This window comes from Ruegeria sp. AD6, from assembly GCF_056542325.1.
On record NZ_JBQFZQ010000015.1, the window covers coordinates 1 to 20,205 of the forward strand.

The following is a 20,205-nucleotide window of genomic DNA, read 5'->3' on the forward strand; positions in this document are numbered from 1 at the left end:
TGCGCCCTGTACTGAGTGGAGCCCGGCTGTTCCGAGCGAATCTTGACCGTCGTCAGTACCGCTTCCGAACAGCCCAAAGTCCAGTTGTTTATGGTAAAATGGGCGGGAAGCGGTCGTTCGCTGCGTTCGCGAAACCACATGGTTTGCTGACAAAGCGGACTTTCGAATTGATCGTCTAAGGAAGTGCATTTGAACGTCCCAGAGCTAAGGAGTGCCCCCCAAAAAGATTCGATCCAATGCGTCACCGCGGTGTTCACTGTAAAATTTTTTGATACATGCAAAAAAACTGTGCAGACATTCCGCTGCGCGCGAAAAATAAGCTGAGAAATTGGGCGAACCGGTAGTCCGACGACTACTTTTGATGGAGTTGTAATTGCGATCAATGACGCTTGGGCTCACTTGATTCTCTATGAAAACAAACCTGACAGTCGTTGTAGTCGAACAGAATCAAGAACGTGCTTTTGCAATTGTAGATTCCTTAAAAGAGTCCGGAGACGTTGAGGTTTTTGTGATCGGTAATGTCTCCGGGCTGGCACGCAAAATCGCAACGCATAGCCCAGACATTGTCCTGATAGATATCGACAATCCCTCGCGCGATATGCTTGAAGAGCTGACCGTTGCGTCGGGTCCACTGGAACGTCCCGTGGCTATGTTCGTCTCGGGCGCAGCGGGCGGGTTGTCAAAAGCCGCCGTTGAAGCTGGGGTCTCAGCATATGTAGTCGATGGCCTTCAAGTCGAGCGCATAAAACCTGTGATCGATACCGCCATCGCTCGCTTTCAGGTACTACGTCAGATGCGGACCGAACTGGCGGAGACCCGCCGCGCCTTGGAAGATCGCAAGGTGATCGACCGCGCCAAAGGGTTGTTGATGAAGGCCAAGGGTGTGTCGGAAGACGAAGCCTATGCCCTGCTGCGCAAAACTGCGATGAATCAGAACCGCCGGGTCGCGGATGTTGCCGAAGCCCTTGTAACTGCGTCGGGGTTGTTGTCATGAGAACCCCAATTCTGCCCGTCGCCTATATGCCTCTGGTCGACGCGGCCCCGCTTATCGTCGCGCGCGAGATGGGGTTTGACCATGCCGAGGGTGTTTCGCTGGACCTGCGCCCAGCCCCGTCATGGTCCTCTTTGCGCGACATGCTCGCCTTCGGGCATGTGGATGCGGCGCATTTGCTGTCGCCTATCCCCGTTGCGATGGCTTTAGGTCTTGGTGGCATTGCAACGCCGCTATCCGCCGTGTCTGTCCTTTCCCTGAATGGCAATGTCATCGGCGTTGGAACGCAATTGGCTGACCGGTTGACCGAACAAGGTTACGGCTTCGACTTCTTTGATGCCGCTGCGGCTGGGACTGCGCTGGCAAAGGCCGCCGGTGACGTTTTGGTATTTGGCGTGCCTTTTCCCTTTTCAATGCATGTTGAATTACTGCGCTATTGGGTTTCTAGAACCGAGCTGGCCTCTAAACGGGTCGAAATCCGAACTGTGCCACCGCCGCTGATGGCGCAGGCACTCGCGGGTGGCGAGATCGATGCCTTCTGCGTGGGCGAGCCTTGGGGCTCATTCGCCGTAGACGACAATGTCGGCGCACTGCTGCTGCCCGGCAAGGCGATCTGGACCTGTGCACCTGAAAAGGTGTTGGCGGTCAGAAACGATTGGGCCGAAACCGAGCCGCATTTGCTGGGCAGCCTCATGCGGGCCGTTTGGCGCGCGGGGCGCTGGCTCTCGAACGCAGACAGCCGGACGACCGCGTCCGAGATGCTATCGCGTAAAACCTACCTCAACGTCTCACCCGAACTGATCGACCGAGCATTGATGGGCGAATTCACAATCTCGGCCCGCGGCGAGCAACGCCATGTGGATGGATTCGTCGAGTTCTTTGACGGCGCCGCTACTTTCCCGTGGCGCAGCCAGGCGAAATGGGTCGCGCATCAATTGGCGCAAAGAAACGGGCTGGACGCCGGAACTGCGGAACGACAAGCCGCCAAGGTCTTTCGCAGTGATCTCTATCGCCGCGAGTTACAAAGGTTGGGCGTCGAAACCCCCGGCGCGTCGGAGAAACTGGAGGGGGCGTTGCCCGAGTCGACGGCGGTTGCCTCGGCCAATGGCAGCCTGATTCTGTCTCGGAATGTCTTTTTCGACCGGCGCATTTTCGAGCCTACCGGGTAAGTCTGCACAAAATTTTTGCAGTGCAGCATATCTTCTTGCTGCATTGCAGAATTTTCAGGGTGAAAACCTCAAAAAGTGATGACGCCGCGCTTTGCGACTGACTTAATTAAGACATCGGCAGGCAACGACGCCCACCGACGGAATTCGCCCATAGTCCAGGGCACCTCACAAGAGCAAAGCCGCTCGACCATCCGCCACCTCCTCCCGGCGGACTGTGTCGGCGGCTTTTTTGTTTGCCCAAGGGGTTGGGCTGAACCGAAAGGGATCGAGATGAAAATGCTTCTTTTAGGCCTCGCTGCAACGACGGCACTTGTGTCTCCGGCGCTAGCCGAGTTGGAACTGGAAAAAGACGAGCTGACGTTTGGCTTCATCAAGCTGACCGATATGGCGCCGCTGGCTGTTGCTTATGAGAATGGGTACTTTCTGGACGAAGGCCTGTTCGTGACGCTGGAAGCACAAGCCAACTGGAAAGTGCTGCTGGACGGCGTAATCGACGGTCAGTTGGACGGCGCGCATATGCTGGCTGGACAGCCTTTGGCAGCGACCATTGGGTACGGGACCGAAGCCCATATTATCACTCCGTTTTCGATGGACCTGAACGGCAACGGCATCACCGTCTCCAACGAGGTTTGGGAAGAGATGAAGCCGAACATCCCTGTCATGGAGGATGGCCGTCCTCAGCACCCGATCAGCGCCGAAGCTCTGGCTCCGGTGGTTGAGAAATACAAGTCCGAAGGCAAGCCTTTTAACATGGGCATGGTCTTCCCGGTTTCGACCCACAATTACGAACTGCGCTATTGGTTGGCAGCCGGTGGTCTGCATCCGGGCTTCTACAGCCCCGAAAACGTGACCGGTCAGATCGGTGCAGATGTATTCCTGTCGGTGACGCCTCCGCCGCAGATGCCTGCCACGTTAGAGGCCGGCACGATCTATGGCTACTGCGTGGGTGAGCCGTGGAACCAGCAGGCCGTGTTCAAGGGTATCGGCGTTCCGGTGATTACCGACTATGAGCTGTGGAAGAACAACCCGGAAAAGGTGTTTGGCATCACGGCAGAGTTCGCCGAAGAATACCCAAACACCACTCTGGCCGTGACCAAGGCTCTGATCCGTGCTGCGCAGTGGCTGGATGAAAACGACAACGCCAACCGCCCTGAAGCCGTCGAAATTCTGAGCCGTGCGGAATACGTCGGCGCGGACTATGACGTGATCGCCAACTCGATGACCGGCACGTTCGAATACGAGAAAGGCGACAAGCGCGAAGTTCCTGATTTCAACGTGTTCTTCCGCTACAACGCGACCTACCCGTTCTACTCAGACGCCATCTGGTACCTGACCCAGATGCGCCGTTGGGGTCAGATCCCCGAATCCAAGCCCGACAGCTGGTATGACGAAGTCGCCAAATCCATCTACAAGCCTGAGATCTATCTGGAAGCCGCGCGCTTGCTGGTCGACGAAGGGCTGGCGAATGAGGCCGACTTCCCTTGGGAAAGCGATGGTTACAAAGCGCCGACCCCTGCCGAGGATATCATCGACGGCATCGCCTATGACGGCCGCGCCCCCAACGCCTATCTCGAAAGCCTCTCCATCGGTCTGAAAGGCGATCAGAAGATCGTCGGCTCGGACGTGCAAGGCTAATCCCGAAACAGCGCGCCCGGCATTGGTCGAGCGCGGACCCCAAAGTGCCCCGCCATCGCAAGGACACATCAGATGACAACGGTCGATCCCGAATTCAACGCAGACGCCGCCCGAGAGGCGCGTCGCGCCCGCCTGTTCACCCGTATCAACGCAGCCGACAAATGGTTCCAGGTTCTGGGCCTCAGCTGGGCCACCCCGGTTCTGAAGGCCGCTGCCGGAGACAACCCGCGCGCCCAGATGACCGAGATCTGGCGTCTTCTGGTCGTTCCCCTTTTGTCGATCTGCGCGTTCCTGCTGTTGTGGGGGACATTGGCACCCAAAGTTCAAACCTCTCTGGGCGCGGTCCCCGGACCGGCTCAGGTCTGGGAAGAAATGATCAACCTGAACGAGGACGCGCAGGCCAAGGCCGCCAAACGCGACAAGTTCGAGGCGATGGTTGAGAAACGGAACCAGAAGCTGATCGATGCGGGCCGGGCGGATGAGGTCAAGCAAGTCGCTTACACCGGTGCTCCGTCCTACTACCAGCAAATCTGGACCTCGATCAAAACCGTGTTTTTCGGCTTCCTGATCGCTACGGTTGTGGCTGTTCCGCTTGGGATCGCTGCTGGCCTTTCACCGACTGCAAATGCGGCGCTGAACCCGCTGATCCAAATCTTCAAGCCGGTCTCACCGCTGGCATGGCTACCGATCGTGACCATGATCGTCTCGGCGGTTTACGTCACCAATGACGGCTTGTTCGCCAAATCCTTCCTGATCTCGGCCATCACTGTGACCCTGTGTTCGCTTTGGCCCACGCTGATCAACACTTCTCTGGGCGTGGCATCCATCGATAGAGACTTGGTAAACGTTTCCAAGGTTCTGAAAATGAACACTTATACCAAGATCACCAAGCTGGTGCTGCCCTCGGCCTTGCCGCTGATCTTCACTGGCCTGCGCTTGTCGCTGGGCGTCGGCTGGATGGTTCTGATCGCGGCTGAAATGCTGGCGCAGAACCCCGGCTTGGGCAAATTTGTCTGGGATGAGTTTCAGAACGGCTCGTCCAGCTCGCTCGCCAAAATCATGGTTGCGGTCTTCACCATCGGCATCATCGGCTTTCTGCTGGACCGGGTGATGTACGCGCTGCAATCGCTGTTTACCTTCACGAATAACCGGTGATCGAGATGAGCATTCTGAGCTTCAAGAAGGCCTCGAAATCCTTCGGTGCAGGCGCCGCACGCACCGACGTGCTGAAAGGTATCGACCTTGACGTGCAAGAGGGTGAGTTTCTGGTGATCCTCGGCTTCTCGGGCACCGGCAAGACGACCTTGATCAACCTGATGGCCGGACTGGACACCCCAACCGGCGGAGAGGTCACGTTCAAAGGTACTCCGATCAAGGGGCCGGGCCCCGAGCGTGGCGTGATCTTCCAAAACTATTCTCTGATGCCGTGGCTGACGGTCAGCGGCAATGTGGGTCTGGCGGTAGACACAGTCTTTCCCGGCCTCAGTAAGGCCGAGAAATCCGAGAAGGTTGCGCACTACGTGAAGATGGTAGGCCTAAGCCATGCCGCAACGCGCCGCCCAGCAGAACTGTCCGGTGGGATGCGACAGCGGGTCAACGTGGCGCGCGCCTTGTCGATGAACCCCGAGGTTCTGCTGCTGGATGAGCCTCTGTCAGCGCTTGACGCGCTGACTCGCGCCAATCTGGCGGATGAGATTGAACACATCTGGGAGGCTAACAAGAAAACCTGTGTCCTCATCACCAATGACGTGGATGAGGCAATCATTCTGGCCGACCGGATCATTGCCCTGAACCCGGATGGTACGCTCGGACAGGAGTTTCGGGTGTCGATCCCGCGCCCACGGGATCGGGGCGCGATGAACAACGAAGAAACATTCAAGCGCTTGCGCGCTAACGTCACCAAATACCTGATGGATGTGGGAATCGAGGCCAAGGTCGAAGGCTCGCGCATCCTGCCCGATGTCACCCCAATTCATGGCGTGCCAACGGCGGTGGCAGAGGCGCAGAAAGGGATGATCCAGGACCGCTTCCTAGACTTCTCGCAACTGCACAAGGTTTATCCGACTCCCAAAGGCCCGTTGACCGTGGTCGAGGATTTCGACCTGAAGATCGACAAGGGAGAATTCATCTCGCTGATCGGCCACTCTGGCTGCGGCAAATCCACGGTTCTGACAATGGCCGCTGGGCTGAACGACATCTCGAAAGGCGCGATCAAGCTGGATGGACGCCATGTCGAAGGGGCAGATCCTGAGCGCGCCGTCGTGTTCCAGTCACCCAACCTGTTCCCGTGGCTCAGCGCCAAGGAAAACGTCGCGATTGGGGTGGATAAAGTCTATCCCAAGGCCAGCTTGGCCGAGCGGCAGGATGTGGTCGAATACTATCTGGAGCGGGTCGGTCTGGCCGATGCGATGGACAAATCCGCCTCAAACCTGTCGAACGGCATGAAGCAACGCGTCGGCATCGCCCGCGCTTTTGCCCTGTCTCCCAAACTGCTGCTGCTGGATGAACCGTTTGGAATGCTCGACAGCCTCACACGATGGGAATTGCAAGAAGTTCTGATGGAGGTCTGGTCCCGCACCAAGGTCACCGCGATCTGTGTGACCCACGACGTGGATGAGGCGATCCTTCTGGCCGACCGTGTGGTGATGATGACCAACGGCCCGCAGGCAACGATCGGCAGGATCACCAAGGTTGACCTGCCGCGGCCGCGCACTCGCAAGGCCCTTTTGGAACATCCGGACTACTACGCCTACCGGCAGGAAGTCCTCGATTTCCTCGAAGAATACGAACACGGCGCCAAGCCCAACACACCCGCCCCCAAGGCGATTGCAGCGGAGTGAAATCATGAAGCAAAGACTTGTTGTCATTGGCGCAGGTATGGCCTCAGGTCGGGTGCTGGAACACCTGACCGATGCCGCGCCGGATGCGTTCGACATCACCCTGTTCAACGCCGAGCCTCGCGGGAACTACAACCGCATCATGCTGAGCCCCGTTCTATCGGGTGAGAAGACCTATGAAGAGATCGTCACCCATGACGACACCTGGTATGCCGAGCGCGGCATCTCCTGCCGCTTTGGCGAAAAAGTTGAAAAAATCGACCGCGAGATGAAGGTGGTCGTGGGCGCAAACGGCCACGTTCCTTACGACAGGCTGGTGATCGCCACCGGGTCTAACCCGTTCATCATCCCCTTGCCCGGTCATGATCTGGACGGCGTGATTGCCTATCGTGATCTGGAAGACACCCAGCAGATGATGGGCATGGGCCCGGACAACAAGGTTGTCGTCATCGGCGGCGGCCTGCTGGGGCTTGAAGCCGCCGCGGGCATGGCCGCGCATGGGGTTGACGTCACGGTCGTTCATATCATGGGCCACCTGATGGAGCGTCAGTTGGACGAAGCTGCAGGCTATCTGCTGAAGAAGTCGCTGGAAGACAAAGGCATCAAGATTTGCCTGCAGGCGAATTCCAAGGAAATCCTCGGGGAAGACGGCAAGGTCCGCGCTCTGTTACTGGATGAAGGGACCGAACTGCCCTGTGATCTGCTGGTCATGGCGGTGGGCATCCGCCCCAATACCGCGCTGGCGCAGGAGGCAGGGCTGGCAACCGGGCGCGGCATTCGTGTGGATGACCAGATGCTGACCTCGGACCCGGATGTCTACGCCGTGGGAGAATGCGTCGAACATGACGGGGCGGTCTTTGGCCTTGTCGCGCCGCTCTATGATCAGGCGAAAGTGGCCGCGCAGGTGCTGTTGGGCGAAGAGGCAGCGTTTGTTCAGAAAACCCTCTCAACGAAGTTGAAGGTCACCGGCTGTGATCTGTTCAGCGTGGGCGATTTCGCGGATGGGCCGGGACGTGAGGATATCGTGTTCCGCGACCCTTCGCGCGGCGTCTACAAGCGGCTCGTCATCGAAGAGGATCGTCTGGTCGGCGCGGTCATGTATGGCGACACTGCCGATAGCAATTGGTTCTTCGGCCTGATCAAGGACAGTACTAGCATCGAAGACATGCGCGAGACGCTGATCTTCGGTCCGGCTTATCAGGGGGGCGATACCGCGGACCCTCTTTCAGCCGTTGCAGCATTGCCGCCTGAAGCGGAGATTTGCGGCTGCAACGGCGTATGTAAAGGAAACATAGTTGAGGCGATCAACGCAGGCGCCAACGGTCTGGGCGCCGTGCGTGAAAGCACCAAGGCCAGCGCCTCGTGCGGGACATGCACGGGGCTGGTTGAACAGGTGTTGCAAGTCACCCTGGGCGATGAATTCCAAATGCCAACGGCGCAACCGATCTGCGGTTGCACCAATCTGACGCATGAGGACGTACGGCGTTTAATCAAGGGCCAGGAACTAAAAAGCCAGGCCGCTGTCTGGCAGGAGCTTGGCTGGACAACGACAAATGGCTGCCATGTCTGCCGTCCGGCGATCAACTACTACCTGCTGGCGGATTGGCCTTTGGAATATCAGGACGACCCGCAAAGCCGGTTTGTGAACGAACGCAAACACGCCAATATCCAGAAGGATGGTACATTCAGCGTTGTGCCGCGCATGTGGGGCGGGATCACTACCCCCGGAGAACTGCGCGCCATCGCTGACGCCGCTGACAAGTATGATGTGCCAACCGTCAAGGTCACCGGCGGTCAGCGCATCGATCTTCTGGGCGTGAAGGGTGAGGATCTGCCTTCGATCTGGTCGGATCTGAACGAGGCTGGTCTGGTCTCGGGCCACGCCTATTCCAAGGGTCTGCGGACGGTCAAAACCTGTGTCGGAACCGATCATTGCCGGTTTGGCACGCAGGACAGCACCGGCCTTGGTATCAAGCTGGAGAAAATCCTGTGGGGCTCGTGGACGCCGCACAAGCTGAAACTGGCAGTATCCGGTTGTCCTCGCAACTGTGCTGAGGCGACCTGCAAGGATATCGGTGTCGTTTGCGTGGAATCTGGCTATCAGATCAGCATCGGCGGGGCCGCAGGTATGGACGTGAAAGAGACCGAGTTGCTCTGTCAGGTGCCCACCGAAGACGAGGCCATCGAGGTCGTGATGGCCGTCACCCAGGCCTATCGTGAAGGCGGTAAGTATCTGGATCGATTGTATAAATGGCTGGAGAAGGTCGGCATGGACTGGGTCAAGGCGCAGATTGTGGATGATCTTGAAAACCGGGCCGACTTGGTCGCGCGGTTTGAACTGTCGCAAAGCATCTACCGCAAGGATCCATGGGCCGAACACGTGCGCGACAAGGCGCAAACTTATGCGCCGATTGCAGATTTCACACTGGAGGCGGCGGAATGAGCTGGATCGACATCGGACATATCGACGACATACCACTGCGCGGAGCGCGTCTGGTCAAAACCCATATCGGCTGTATCGCCGTCTTCCGGACCGCCAAGGCAGAAGTATACGCCGCGACAAACAGCTGCCCGCACAAGGGTGGCCCATTGTCCGAAGGCATTGTCCACGGCCAGTCGGTGACCTGCCCCTTACACAATTGGGTGTTCGACCTGAACACAGGCGAAGCGCAGGGTGCCGATGACGGTCGGATCACCACATATCCGGTGCGCCTCGAAGATGATCGTATTCTGCTCGACGTCAGCGCGGTTGCTCAACGGAGCGCAGCCTGATGGACGGCACCAGCCTACCCGAAGTTCGTTCGACCTGCGCTTATTGCGGGGTTGGCTGCGGTGTGCTCCTGAGGCCTGATGGGGTCGGAGGTTTGACCGTTCGCGGCGATCCGGATCATCCGGCGAACCGTGGTCGTTTATGTTCAAAAGGACTGGCGTTAGGTGAAACTGTCGGGCTGCAACACCGGTTGCTGGCTCCTCGCGCCTTTGGCCAGAACACCAGTTGGGACAATGCCTTGCAATTGGTCGCAGATCGGTTCTCTGCCGCAATTAAGAAGCATGGGCCGGACAGCGTGGCTTTTTATGTATCAGGACAGTTGCTAACCGAGGACTACTATGTTGCCAACAAGCTGATGAAAGGCTTCATAGGCTCGGCGAATATCGACACCAACTCGCGGCTATGCATGGCTTCGACCGTGGCCGGGCACAAACGCGCCTTCGGGACAGATACAGTACCCGGAACCTTTGAGGATCTAGACGAGGCTGATCTGGTTGTCTTGGTTGGCTCGAATCTCGCTTGGTGCCACCCCGTTCTGTATCAGCGTGTCATAGCTGCCCGTCAGGCGCGCGGTACGAAGATTGTAGTTGTCGATCCGCGTCGAACAGCAAGCTGCGATCAAGCAGATCTCCATCTGGCGCTGCGACCCGGCAGTGACGTGGCGCTGTTCAATCGGTTGCTGAACAGAATTCACCAAACGGGGCATATTGCTCCGGATTTTCTGGATCGCAGCCTGGGGTTCAATGAAGCCTTCGAACTCGCGCAGCTTGATGATGCGAATGAGACCGGGCTAAGCCCTGATGAAATTGAGGCTTTTTGCGATTTATGGATCGGTACAGAGCGCGTTGTTACGATCTTCAGCCAGGGAGTAAATCAATCCTCCAGCGGATCAGACAAGGTCAACGCGATCCTGAACTGCCATCTGGCCACCGGGCGGATCGGGCGCGCAGGGATGGGTCCGTTCTCGGTCACCGGTCAGCCTAACGCTATGGGAGGCCGAGAGGTCGGTGGCTTGGCCAACATGCTCGCATGTCACTTGGATATCGAAAACGAAGCTCACAGAACAGCCGTCCAGGACTTCTGGAAAGCTCCAAAGATGCCAGAAAAGCAGGGGCTGAAAGCGGTTGACCTGTTTCGCGCTGTCGAAGGCGGTCAGATAAAGGCACTTTGGATCATCCACACCAATCCGGCGGCCACCATGCCGGATGCAGACCGAGTGATGGCGGCTATCAAAAAAAGTCCATTCGTAGTTGTCAGTGACCTGACTGCCCGAACAGACACTGCACGCGTTGCAGACGTTTTGTTGCCCGCTGCGGGATGGGGCGAAAAAAGCGGAACAGTAACCAATTCAGACCGCACGATCAGCAGACAACGCGTCGTTCTGTCACCTCCGGGACAAGCACGTGCGGATTGGGATGTTATGGCCGAGGTGGGCCGCCGCATGGGGTGGACCGAGGCATTCAGTTATGAGTCACCGGCGCAGATTTTTCGAGAATACGCGAACATGACTTCGCTTGCCGTGGCATTTGGCAAAGACTTGGACATTACCGAATTTTCGGACATTGATGACTCGGACTACGAAGATCTGAACCCGTCACGGTGGCCGACGACATCTCGCAAATCGGATGGCCGATTTTTCGGTGATGCGCAGTTTTTTCATCCGGATGGCAAAGCACGTTTTGTTCCTGTCACTCATCGTTCACCCAAAGCGGCGACGTCTGACCAATACCCGTTTCTGTTGAACACAGGACGAAACCGGGATCAGTGGCACACTATGACTCGGTCTGGGTTGTCTCCCCGTCTTTCGGCCCATTTGGCCGAACCATACGTCGAGGTTAATCCGAAGGACGTTGATCGGTTGGGTCTTGGTACCGCAGATTTGGTTGAGCTCAACAGCGTGGTCGGAAGCGGCATCTTTCGACTTCGCATCACAGACACCGTCGCGCCAGGTCAAGTATTTGCTCCCATTCACTGGACAGGTGAAACGGCGCCAACAGCCCGTGTGGATGCGCTTGTTCCAAGTGTAGTCGATCCAATCTCTGGACAGCCTGAGAGCAAGGCGGCGGCCGTTTCTGTGCGACGTATGAATGCCTCGTGGTACGGTTTCGCCGTGTCCGTCGATGCGGCCTCACCTACGGCAGAATATTGGGCAATGAGCAAAACGGCCAAAGGTTACAGGATCGAGTTAGCGGGGAAGCAAGATATTGACGATTGGGAAGACAAAGCCCGCGAGTGGTTTGGGCTATCCGATGCCGTAGTGACTTCAATCGAAGATTCCAAACGCGGCTCGTACAGGATCGCATTGTCTGACGGACAGCGCCTTTTGGCAGCGCTCTTTGTTTCCCGACAACCCATCACACTAATGCGAGAGTTTTTGGCAACTTTGCCTGAGGTCTCACTCCATCAGATTCTGTCTGGCCGGTCATCTTCCGCTTCTGAAGACTGTGGACCAATCATCTGTTCGTGTTTCGGGGTGGGATTAAAGACCATCATTAGCGCCATTCACGACAAACGTTTGATCGATGTGGACGATATCGGAGATACCCTTCAGGCTGGAACGAACTGTGGTTCATGCCGTCCAGAGTTGGTTGACTTGGTCACGGAGCATTCGAAGTTGAAACGCAATAACCCGAAGAATTGCCTGCAAGAACAATAAGGGTAGACACGGGGTTTTCGACCAAGACTGCGGTTTGCTTTTATCGGCATTCAAATAAAGCATGGGTTCTGTTCATACTGTTCAACATATCCAATTTAGCCTTACTGGGGTCAGAAGATGTCTTTGCCTATTGTTTCCGACCTCCACCCATGCCCGAGTTTCGCGTTTGTAGTAAGTGTCTCGTCTGACGAGCCGCACTTAGCAAAAGCGATGAAATTCGCGTCGCTACAGAGGGCCGCGAGGCAACTGAAACAACCCCGCCACCTTTTTTGATGGCGGGTTATTTTTGAGCCCAAATTGAGTCAGAGCTTGATCCGGAAGGCTGCGAAGCCGTCGGCTCCTTCTCCGGCGTCCTCAATTGTGACACCCTTGACGTCGCCTATGTAATCCCGTGCTTTCGGGCCTGTCTCGAACAAAACAGTCGTGTCCGCAAGCGGAGCAAAAGACCAGTTGGCATCTGCCTTTGGATCAATCGTACCCTGTTCGACAATGTAGCGAACGATGACGTCGCGGTTGGTATCCGGGGCCTCAAATACGATTGTGTCACCTAAAGCTCCGGGGAATGAACCACCCCCTGATGCGCGATAGTTGTTGGTGGCGATAATGAACTCCATATCATCGGTAACTGGTTCGCCGTCGTAAGAAAGGTTCACAATGCGCGCTGCATCGGGGTTAATCTCTTCTCCCTTGGGTCCGAAGCGCGATGGCTGGGACAGGTCAATTTCATAGGTCACGCCATCTATGACGTCGAAATTGTAGGACGGGAATTCCGGGTTCAGCAGGATCGCATCCTTTGAACCCGTCTCAACCTGATTGAACATTCCGGCCGACCGTTCCAACCAACCCCTAACTTGCGCTCCATTCACGCGGACTGCGCGCACCGTGTTCGGATAGAGATAGAGATCCGCGACGTTTTTGATGGCAACATCACCAACGGGTACATCGGTGTAGTATTCCGGACCACCGCGGCCACCAGCCTTGAAAGGCGCTGCCGCAGACAGGATCGGCAGGCCTTCATGTTCGGTGCCTTTCAGCATCTCTTCGACATACCACTTCTGCGCAATCGAGACGATCTGGACTGAGGGATCATCTGCGACCAGCGCGAAATAACTGTGCAGCGGTGCCGAGGTCTTGCCAACTGCGCGACGAACATAGGCCAGCGTTTCGTCGTGATCCGTCGCAACCGAGTCCAGGACGCGCTCATCATCTTCGACCAAGGCGGTGATTGACCGGTCTTCGTTCCGCCGCGAGATAGGCCGCGCCTCGGATGTGGTTGTCACCACCCGCCATTCATTTCCATCCCGTTGCAGCAGCAGATCAAGCAGACCAAGATGCGACCCCCAGAACCCGCCCATGACGGCGGGCTTGCCCATCAGAGTACCTTTATCGACGTCAATTCCGGGGCGGTCTGCAAAGGTAGGCGACGGAAAAACTAAATGGTTGTGACCTGTGACCAGCGCGTCGATCCCTTCGACGCCAGCCAGCACGACCGACGCGTTTTCCATACCATCTTCATGGTTGGCGTCCCCAATCCCGGAATGCGACAAGGCGATGATCAGGTCGCAGCCCCGCTCCTGCATCTCAGGGACAAAAGCCTTTGCCGTCTCAACGATATCCCGCGCTTGGACATTGCCTTCGAGATGCTTGCGATCCCAGTTCATGATCTGCGGAGGCGTAAAGCCTATCACACCGATCTTGATCGGATGTTTTGTGCCGTCACCCATTTCGATCTCGCGGTCGAGAATGGCGTATGGTTGGATAAGCGTCTTGTCCTCGCGCGGGCTTGCGCCTTTCTCCTTTGCTACATTAGCCAGAACCGCTGGGAAATCCGCACCTGCCAATGAGGTCTCAAGAAAGTTTAATCCGTAGTTAAACTCGTGGTTGCCCAGTGTGGCCGCATCATAGCCAATCGTATTGAATGCGGTGATGATTGGATGGCTGCCCCCTTCTTTCATACCGCGTTCATAGGCGATGTAATCGCCCATTGGGTTTCCTTGCAGAAAGTCTCCGTTGTCCACCAGAAGCGAGTTCGTCGCCTCAGAGCGGATTTCATTTATGATCGAAGCCGTACGGGACAGGCCCACCGTGTCACGGGGCTTGTCGGCATAATAATCATAGGGGAATACATGAACATGGATGTCGGTTGTTTCCATGATCCGCAAATGTGCCTGGTTGTTCGCCGCAGCAGCCGAGAAGGGGTGAAGCGTAACGGCTGCGGCACTTGCAGCAGTTGTGTACAGAAACTGACGACGCGAAATTGGTGGGCGGTTAGAGAACGACATTGGGCACCTCTCAAGTGGGTTGGTCAACGCGACTTTCGCGGACTATCCGCGGCATTCGTATGAAATCGGTTACGAGAGCATGTGTCGCGTTATTCACAGGCAACTGTACTTAACACCATACGTTAACTTTGGGGGTTTGCTAAGGGATCGCAGATGGTGAACCTAAGCCAATAGTTGCTTATCAATCAAACGCGGCGAGTTTTTGAACCTTCGAACCTGAAGGAAGCAAGCAAAATGCTGAAAAAGATATACTTTGACATATATTTTCTCGTTCATGCACCCTTGTTTCGCAGAGCTGCAACAGATGGTTGCTCCTGTCCGCAGTCCGCTAGTTCTCCAGGCAACACAGTTTGCAGCCTCGGCGAAACCGCTTGCTTGGATCCGACGTGGCTTCCAGTAAAACGTCAATAGAGCTAATGAAGTCCTTGACTTGGTATTAAACGGACGTCTTCATTGAATAAGTACTTGTTCTTATTGTTTAACAAATAAGCCATCGGTTAATTGGCGGTTTAAGTTAACAAGGAGATGGTTGCTGGCAGAGTACATGTAGAGATCCTGTTACTAACGTAAGCAAAACTTATTGATGTCCGATATAGCGTCTTGGCTAAAGAAACATGGTTTGTCCAAGTATGCTGTCGCTTTTACTGAACATGAAATCGAACTTGGCGACCTGTCCGAATTAACTGACGAAGACCTAGTAACAATCGGACTTCCCCTCGGGCCGAGGAGGCGGTTTCTGAAAGCCATTCGCGCCGGCATAGAAGAGGAGCGGCGACCGCCCAGCAAAACCAACAGCCCCGAGATCGTGGCAGAGCGGCGACAGCTTACGGTAATGTTTATCGATCTTGTCGGATCAACGGAAATAGCACAAAGCGTCGATCCGGAGGATCTGGCCGATGTACTTCGACTTTTTAAGGAAACCTGTGCGGCGGCTGTTGCAGCGTTTGATGGCCATATTGCCAGCTACTATGGCGACGGAATCATGGTTTTTTTTGGATTTCCCCACGCCCATGAAGATGATCCCGAACGCGCCATTCGTGCGGGTCTGCGTATCATTGATGAGATGCCGGATGTTCGCACCCACGCGAAACTCAACGTCCGGATTGGGATCGCAACCGGATTGGTCGTGGTCGGCGATCTGCGAGGCGAAAAGATGTTTGAGGACGGAACGGCGATGGGTGAGACGCCCAACTTGGCCGCGCGTCTTCAAGCGATGGCAGATCCGGGGACGATGATCATCGCCCCAACCACTCATCAGTTGGCTGGTGATGCTTTTGAATACGTTTTGCGTGGCGCGTTCAAGCTCAAGGGTTTTGCTAAGGAAGTCGAAGCCTGGCAAGTAACCAGAGAGCGAGAAACAGTCAGCCGGTTTATGGCGATCGACAGTGTTTTGCTCAAGCCTTTGGTCGGTCGCGCCGCAGAATTGAAGGCGTTGAACGATAATTGGGCCTTGGCCAGTAATCGAAATGGGCAGGTTGTGTTGGTGTCAGGCGAGCCGGGAATTGGCAAGTCGCGTCTGGTGGAGGAATTTCGGCAGAACATCTCCGATTTGCCCCACACGCAAATGCGATATCAATGTTCTCCATATCACTTTGCGACTGCACTGTACCCTGTCATTCGCCAACTTGAGAGTGCCGCTGATCTTCGCGCTGACGAGTCAAATCACGTTAAGCTTGAAAAAATCCGCGGCGTGTTGAGCGATCAAACCGACCAAGCTTTGAAGTTGGCAGCATCCCTTTTGTCCATACCGTTCGAAGATCATTTGGGGGCGTTGGATCTGACACCGCGGCAGATCATGGATCTGTCTCTGGAATTGTTGCTGAACAATCTTTCATCAGAGGCTGACGATCATCCGGTTCTCTTCCTGTTTGAAGATGCTCACTGGATTGATCCAACAACCAAATTGTTGCTGGATCGGATGGTGGAGCGAATTCGCGACCTTCCAGTTCTGGTGGTTATGACGTTCCGGCCTGAATTCGATCCAGGTTGGACACTGCAATCGAACCTTACGAAGCTTGATTTGAAGCAGTTAAGCTTTCGACAGGTCAAGAGCATTGTTGACGAAGTCGCTAAAGACGAGTTGGTCGCTGACGGGATGTATGATGTGGTCGCGGCAAGATCCGACGGTGTGCCGCTATACGTCGAGGAGGTGACAAAAGATCTCCTTGAATCGGGCGTCCTGACCAGGGGAAGGGACACTTACACGATGGGTGGGGCATCGCCTGCGAACTCGGTGCCAAGTACGTTACATGATGCACTGATGGCACGCCTTGACCGCCTGAGCTCTGCCAAAGAGGTTGCCCAGATTGGAGCTGTAATTGGCCCTCAGTTTACTTACCAGTTGATTTCAAAAGTGGCCAGAATCAGCGATAAAGCGTTACGCGCAGGATTGGAGCTTCTGGTCGAAGCTGGCATAGTTTCAGTTTCTCGCGCAGAGGATTTTGAAACCTTCAGCTACCGTCACGCCCTTATTCGTGACACCGCATACAACAGCCTTCTAAAGCGAGAACGCCGGGTTCTGCACTCTCGCGTCGCGCAATATTTGGATGACACGTTGGCTCACACTGGTGACGCAAGCCCGGAAATTCTGGCTCATCACTATACCATGGCAGGAATGTGTAAGGAGGCCGTAGATTATCGTTACCTTGCAGGCCAACGAGCAGTCCAGCGATCCGCTAACATTGAGGCAAGCACGCAACTGTCGTTGGCGATTGAGCAGCTTGGCGAAATGGATCAAAGTTTTGAACGGGACCGCAAGGAAATTGAGATTCAGGTACTCAAGGCTGGTGTCTTACGATCAACCGCAGGAATAGCTGCCGACGAAACCGGTTCTGTTTATGCAAGAATACGCGAATTGTGTGAACGCATCGACGAAACCGAGCATCTGTTCCCAGTTCTGAATGGTTTGTATTCCTTCCATTTGGTGCGTGCCGAGTATGATTTGGCTAGGGACGTCGCAGCGCAATTGCTGGACCTAGCGGTGTCGACTCGTGAGACGCAGCATCAGATGGTGGCGCATCGCGCAATGGGTGCTGTACTGTTCCACATTGGTGACCTGGTGTCGGCGTATGAGCATTTAAGCAAAGCACTGGACCTCTACAGCAGGAAACGTGATGCGCATCTGGCGTACATCTATGGGTCCGACCATGCGGCGATTACTTCGTGCTTTTTAAGCTTGGCCATTTGGATGCGTGGGGACCCGGACAAAGCCCTTGAGGTTCAACAGCTCGCGGTGGCGGGTGCAAAAGAGCTGGAGCATGCTCATAGCATCGCGCAGTCAATGACCTATCTGTGTATGCTTCACCTTCTGCGCCGTGAACCCGCAAAAGTGCTGGAGATCGCGGAACAGCTTGAGGAACTTTCAGCCAAGCACTCGTTTACATTCATGTCTTTGACCGCGACCTTGTGGCGAAGCTGGGTGAATGCCTATGTTTCGCCGAAACAAGAAACGATCGATGCGTTACACGCAGCGTCTATAACTTGGTGGGAGAGTGGTGCGGGAAACTATAAACCGTTCTTTCTGACCCTAGTGGCGGAACTCACCTTGAACATAGGTAATCGGGACGGTGCCCTGAAATTGTTGGCTCAGGCCCGTGATCAACAGCACCACACAAATGAAGGCTGGGCCCGATCCGAGACCGATCGAGTCTACGCGCTCGCACGTTGCGAGAATGAGCTCGCAGAAAAAGCATTTCTTGAGGCTTTGGCCACTGCAAGAGAACAGAAAGCTAAGATGTTTGAACTCCGAACGTCGGTAGATTACGCAGAACAATGCAGACTATTTGGACATACGCACAAGGCGATATCTGATCTTCGTACTGCTCTGGATGGTATTGCAGGAGGTGAGTCTACGATCGATGTGATTGATGCAATTAAGCTCCTTAATCAAAGACCCGTAAGCTAAATTTCATGCTTTTCAAGGCATCACGCGGTTCTACTGATTGCGAAACTCTTTTTACGGAATGCGGAAATTTTTCACTTCATTGCGCCAACTGTGAGGCAATACGCTTGGAGATTTCGCTGACGCAGCGAATGACAGCATTGCGGGGTGCAACTGTAGCAATAATAGTCGCGCTCAAAGTCGTATCGCGCCGTTTGTCTGGGTCGTGGGTACGACGGCAATCGAACTCACGGGACGCATTCATGCGCCCGGCGATGTAGGCGCGCAAACGAGCTAATTCCTTTCCCGCACCGAAAAAGCGCCAAAGGAGATGGGGGCCGATCTGCGCAATGTGGCAGGTTGCAGTTATATCTGACTGACCTGTTACAGGCAGGCGAATTCGCCCGTGTGCATGGTGAGGTGTTCAAAGATATCGACCGGGTACTGACCGCTGTTCAGGTCGACCTGACGCAGCCCGGTCTGTTGGTGAAGATCGACGTTGACGCAGTGATTCGCAACAAAAACGGAGAAATCAGCGGATTCTGAACATGAGTCCCCAAGAAAGGATTTGATCGCACCTTCGGCTTGTGTACTGTATACAGAATACAAGAATGGTAAAATAACAGACACAGGGAGCTAATGTGATGATCAAAACAGCACTACTAAGCGGAACATGCATCGCGCTAATGGCCTCGACGGCCGCTGCAGAGATCAAAGTTGGATTTATCGGGTCACTGTCTTCGGACACCGGTTTGTCCACGCTGCGCGGTGCCGAAGTTGCCATTGAGGAACTGAACGCCAATGGCGGTGTTCTGGGCCAGCAGATCACGCTTGTTTCAGCTGATACCGGGCAGGACCCTACCGAAGGCGTGCGCGCTTACGAGTATCTGGCGGAAACCGAAGAGGTTGATTTTATCATCTCGGGCTCGATCGACGATGTGTCGCTGGGCTGGCTGCCACGGATGCAGGAATACCGCATCCCGACGCTGGACACCTGGACATCTTATATCGGCATCATCGACATGGTGGCCGAAGACCCCGAGGGTATGGCTCCCTATTTCATGAACATCGCCTCGGACGAGGCGCTGGCAACGCTGTACATTAACTTTGGCGCGGATGTGTTGAAGGGCCAAATGGGCTGGGACACCGTGGTCATTTTAGCCGAGGACACAGCCTTTGGCGAGGCCATCACCGGTCTTGTGACCGAGGCGCTGGCACCGGTTGCGGGCATCGAAGTCAAGGACATCATCACCTATGACGTCGCCACCGTCGATTTCGCGCCGATCTTCAGCCGGGCGCAGGATACGGGCGCAGATTTCATCTATCAGGTCTCGTCGGTAAACTCGCAGGTGGTATCCTCGCAATATGTAAAGCTTCAGGTGCCGATGGCGATGACGGGCGTAAACGTCTCTGCCCTGGGGATGGAGTATTGGGAGGATACAGGAGGGGCTGGCGGTGGCATCTCAACCCTGTCGCCGGTGCCTTCGGTGGGTTTCAAGCTGGACCCGGCCAGCCAGGAATTTGTCGACACCTATCAGGCCAAGTATGACAGCCGCCCGCTGCTGCCCCATTTTAATGGGTTCAACGCTTATCACGGGTTGAAACAGGCGATGGCGGCAGCCGAAGAGGCCGGTGGGTTTGACAAGGTCGAGGCCTGGGCCGAGGCGATGAAGAAGCAGGATCTGGTGCTGGATCTGGATGGTCAGTTGTGGCTGCGTTACGCCTTCTGGGGCGATGACGAGGTTGAGCCCGTCACCAACCGGACCTATCCGCACAACGCGCGTTTTGACTTGTCTGAACCTTTCGACGATGCCCAGCCTTCGATGGTTGTGGTCCAATGGTACGAAGACGGCACGGCGGCTGTGGTCTACCCGAGCAAATACGCTACGGGAGAGTTTACCTTGCCCAGCTGGGTAAAACAGTAACCGTGTAGAGTTCATAGACGGAAACGGGTACGCGTTCGCGCGCACCCGCAGCCGAGGATC

General features: G+C 55.6%; 12 protein-coding genes. 11 read left to right on the forward strand and 1 reads right to left on the reverse strand.

The features are described 5' to 3' along the window. Positions 1 to 409: 409 nt before the first annotated feature. From ACR0KJ_RS18330 to ACR0KJ_RS18365, 8 genes are all read left to right on the forward strand, one after another. Entirely contained in the window at positions 410 to 994 is a 585-nt protein-coding gene (locus ACR0KJ_RS18330) for an ANTAR domain-containing protein (RefSeq protein WP_170623060.1), read from the forward strand. Continuing rightward, positions 991 to 2,160: an ABC transporter substrate-binding protein gene (locus ACR0KJ_RS18335; RefSeq protein ID WP_480627357.1), complete on the forward strand. Its 1,170-nt coding sequence runs from the start codon at positions 991 to 993 to the stop codon at positions 2,158 to 2,160. Before ACR0KJ_RS18330 ends, ACR0KJ_RS18335 begins: the two co-directional genes overlap by 4 nt. 270 nt (positions 2,161 to 2,430) lie before the next feature. After that, positions 2,431 to 3,795, forward strand: a complete 1,365-nt coding sequence (locus ACR0KJ_RS18340) for a CmpA/NrtA family ABC transporter substrate-binding protein (RefSeq protein ID WP_480627358.1) — start codon at positions 2,431 to 2,433, stop codon at positions 3,793 to 3,795. 72 nt (positions 3,796 to 3,867) lie between these two features. Then, positions 3,868 to 4,950, forward strand: coding sequence for an ABC transporter permease (locus ACR0KJ_RS18345; RefSeq protein ID WP_170455992.1), 1,083 nt, complete (start codon positions 3,868 to 3,870; stop codon positions 4,948 to 4,950). Between the two features lie 5 nt (positions 4,951 to 4,955). Further along, positions 4,956 to 6,635 carry an ABC transporter ATP-binding protein gene (locus tag ACR0KJ_RS18350; protein WP_170455994.1) on the forward strand — a complete coding sequence of 560 codons (1,680 nt, stop codon included), beginning with the start codon at positions 4,956 to 4,958 and terminating at the stop codon, positions 6,633 to 6,635. Positions 6,636 to 6,639: 4 nt separating this feature from the next. Next, positions 6,640 to 9,075, forward strand: a complete 2,436-nt coding sequence (gene nirB / locus ACR0KJ_RS18355) for a nitrite reductase large subunit NirB (protein WP_480627359.1) — start codon at positions 6,640 to 6,642, stop codon at positions 9,073 to 9,075. Then, entirely contained in the window at positions 9,072 to 9,404 is a 333-nt protein-coding gene (gene nirD, locus ACR0KJ_RS18360) for a nitrite reductase small subunit NirD (protein WP_170455998.1), read from the forward strand. The genes nirB and nirD overlap by 4 nt, the downstream gene beginning before the upstream one ends. Then, entirely contained in the window at positions 9,404 to 12,058 is a 2,655-nt protein-coding gene (locus ACR0KJ_RS18365; protein WP_480627360.1) for a molybdopterin-dependent oxidoreductase, read from the forward strand. Before nirD ends, ACR0KJ_RS18365 begins: the two co-directional genes overlap by 1 nt. 302 nt (positions 12,059 to 12,360) lie before the next feature. Here the strand turns inward: ACR0KJ_RS18365 and ACR0KJ_RS18370 are convergent, their stop codons facing one another. Next, positions 12,361 to 14,340, reverse strand: coding sequence for a bifunctional 2',3'-cyclic-nucleotide 2'-phosphodiesterase/3'-nucleotidase (locus ACR0KJ_RS18370; RefSeq protein ID WP_170456002.1), 1,980 nt, complete (start codon positions 14,338 to 14,340; stop codon positions 12,361 to 12,363). A gap of 583 nt (positions 14,341 to 14,923) precedes the next feature. Between ACR0KJ_RS18370 and ACR0KJ_RS18375 the strand changes: the two genes are divergently transcribed. The 3 genes from ACR0KJ_RS18375 to ACR0KJ_RS18385 all read left to right on the forward strand — a co-directional run bounded on the left by ACR0KJ_RS18375 (position 14,924) and on the right by ACR0KJ_RS18385 (position 20,145). Further along, a complete protein-coding gene (locus ACR0KJ_RS18375; protein WP_480627361.1) occupies positions 14,924 to 18,244 on the forward strand; it encodes an ATP-binding protein in 3,321 nt (1,106 codons plus the stop codon). 336 nt (positions 18,245 to 18,580) lie between these two features. Beyond that, on the forward strand, positions 18,581 to 18,766 hold the full coding sequence (locus ACR0KJ_RS18380; protein WP_170456006.1) for a RidA family protein: 186 nt from the start codon (positions 18,581 to 18,583) through the stop codon (positions 18,764 to 18,766). 98 nt (positions 18,767 to 18,864) lie between these two features. Beyond that, the gene (locus ACR0KJ_RS18385; RefSeq protein WP_480627362.1) at positions 18,865 to 20,145 is read left to right on the forward strand and encodes an ABC transporter substrate-binding protein; all 1,281 of its coding nucleotides are present in this window, start codon (positions 18,865 to 18,867) and stop codon (positions 20,143 to 20,145) included. Positions 20,146 to 20,205 lie beyond the last annotated feature (60 nt).

What these genes read in the sequence shown, in the direction of transcription:
- ACR0KJ_RS18340 (WP_480627358.1), top strand. Translation starts at nt 2,431, where the DNA reads ATGAAAATGCTTCTTTTAGGCCTCGCTGCAACGACGGCACTTGTGTCT.
- nirD (WP_170455998.1), top strand. Translation starts at nt 9,072, where the DNA reads ATGAGCTGGATCGACATCGGACATATCGACGACATACCACTGCGCGGA.
- ACR0KJ_RS18370 (WP_170456002.1), bottom strand. Translation starts at nt 14,340, where the DNA reads ATGTCGTTCTCTAACCGCCCACCAATTTCGCGTCGTCAGTTTCTGTAC.
- ACR0KJ_RS18385 (WP_480627362.1), top strand. Translation starts at nt 18,865, where the DNA reads ATGATCAAAACAGCACTACTAAGCGGAACATGCATCGCGCTAATGGCC.
- nirB (WP_480627359.1), top strand. Translation starts at nt 6,640, where the DNA reads ATGAAGCAAAGACTTGTTGTCATTGGCGCAGGTATGGCCTCAGGTCGG.
- ACR0KJ_RS18365 (WP_480627360.1), top strand. Translation starts at nt 9,404, where the DNA reads ATGGACGGCACCAGCCTACCCGAAGTTCGTTCGACCTGCGCTTATTGC.
- ACR0KJ_RS18335 (WP_480627357.1), top strand. Translation starts at nt 991, where the DNA reads ATGAGAACCCCAATTCTGCCCGTCGCCTATATGCCTCTGGTCGACGCG.
- ACR0KJ_RS18350 (WP_170455994.1), top strand. Translation starts at nt 4,956, where the DNA reads ATGAGCATTCTGAGCTTCAAGAAGGCCTCGAAATCCTTCGGTGCAGGC.
- ACR0KJ_RS18345 (WP_170455992.1), top strand. Translation starts at nt 3,868, where the DNA reads ATGACAACGGTCGATCCCGAATTCAACGCAGACGCCGCCCGAGAGGCG.
- ACR0KJ_RS18375 (WP_480627361.1), top strand. Translation starts at nt 14,924, where the DNA reads ATGTCCGATATAGCGTCTTGGCTAAAGAAACATGGTTTGTCCAAGTAT.
- ACR0KJ_RS18330 (WP_170623060.1), top strand. Translation starts at nt 410, where the DNA reads ATGAAAACAAACCTGACAGTCGTTGTAGTCGAACAGAATCAAGAACGT.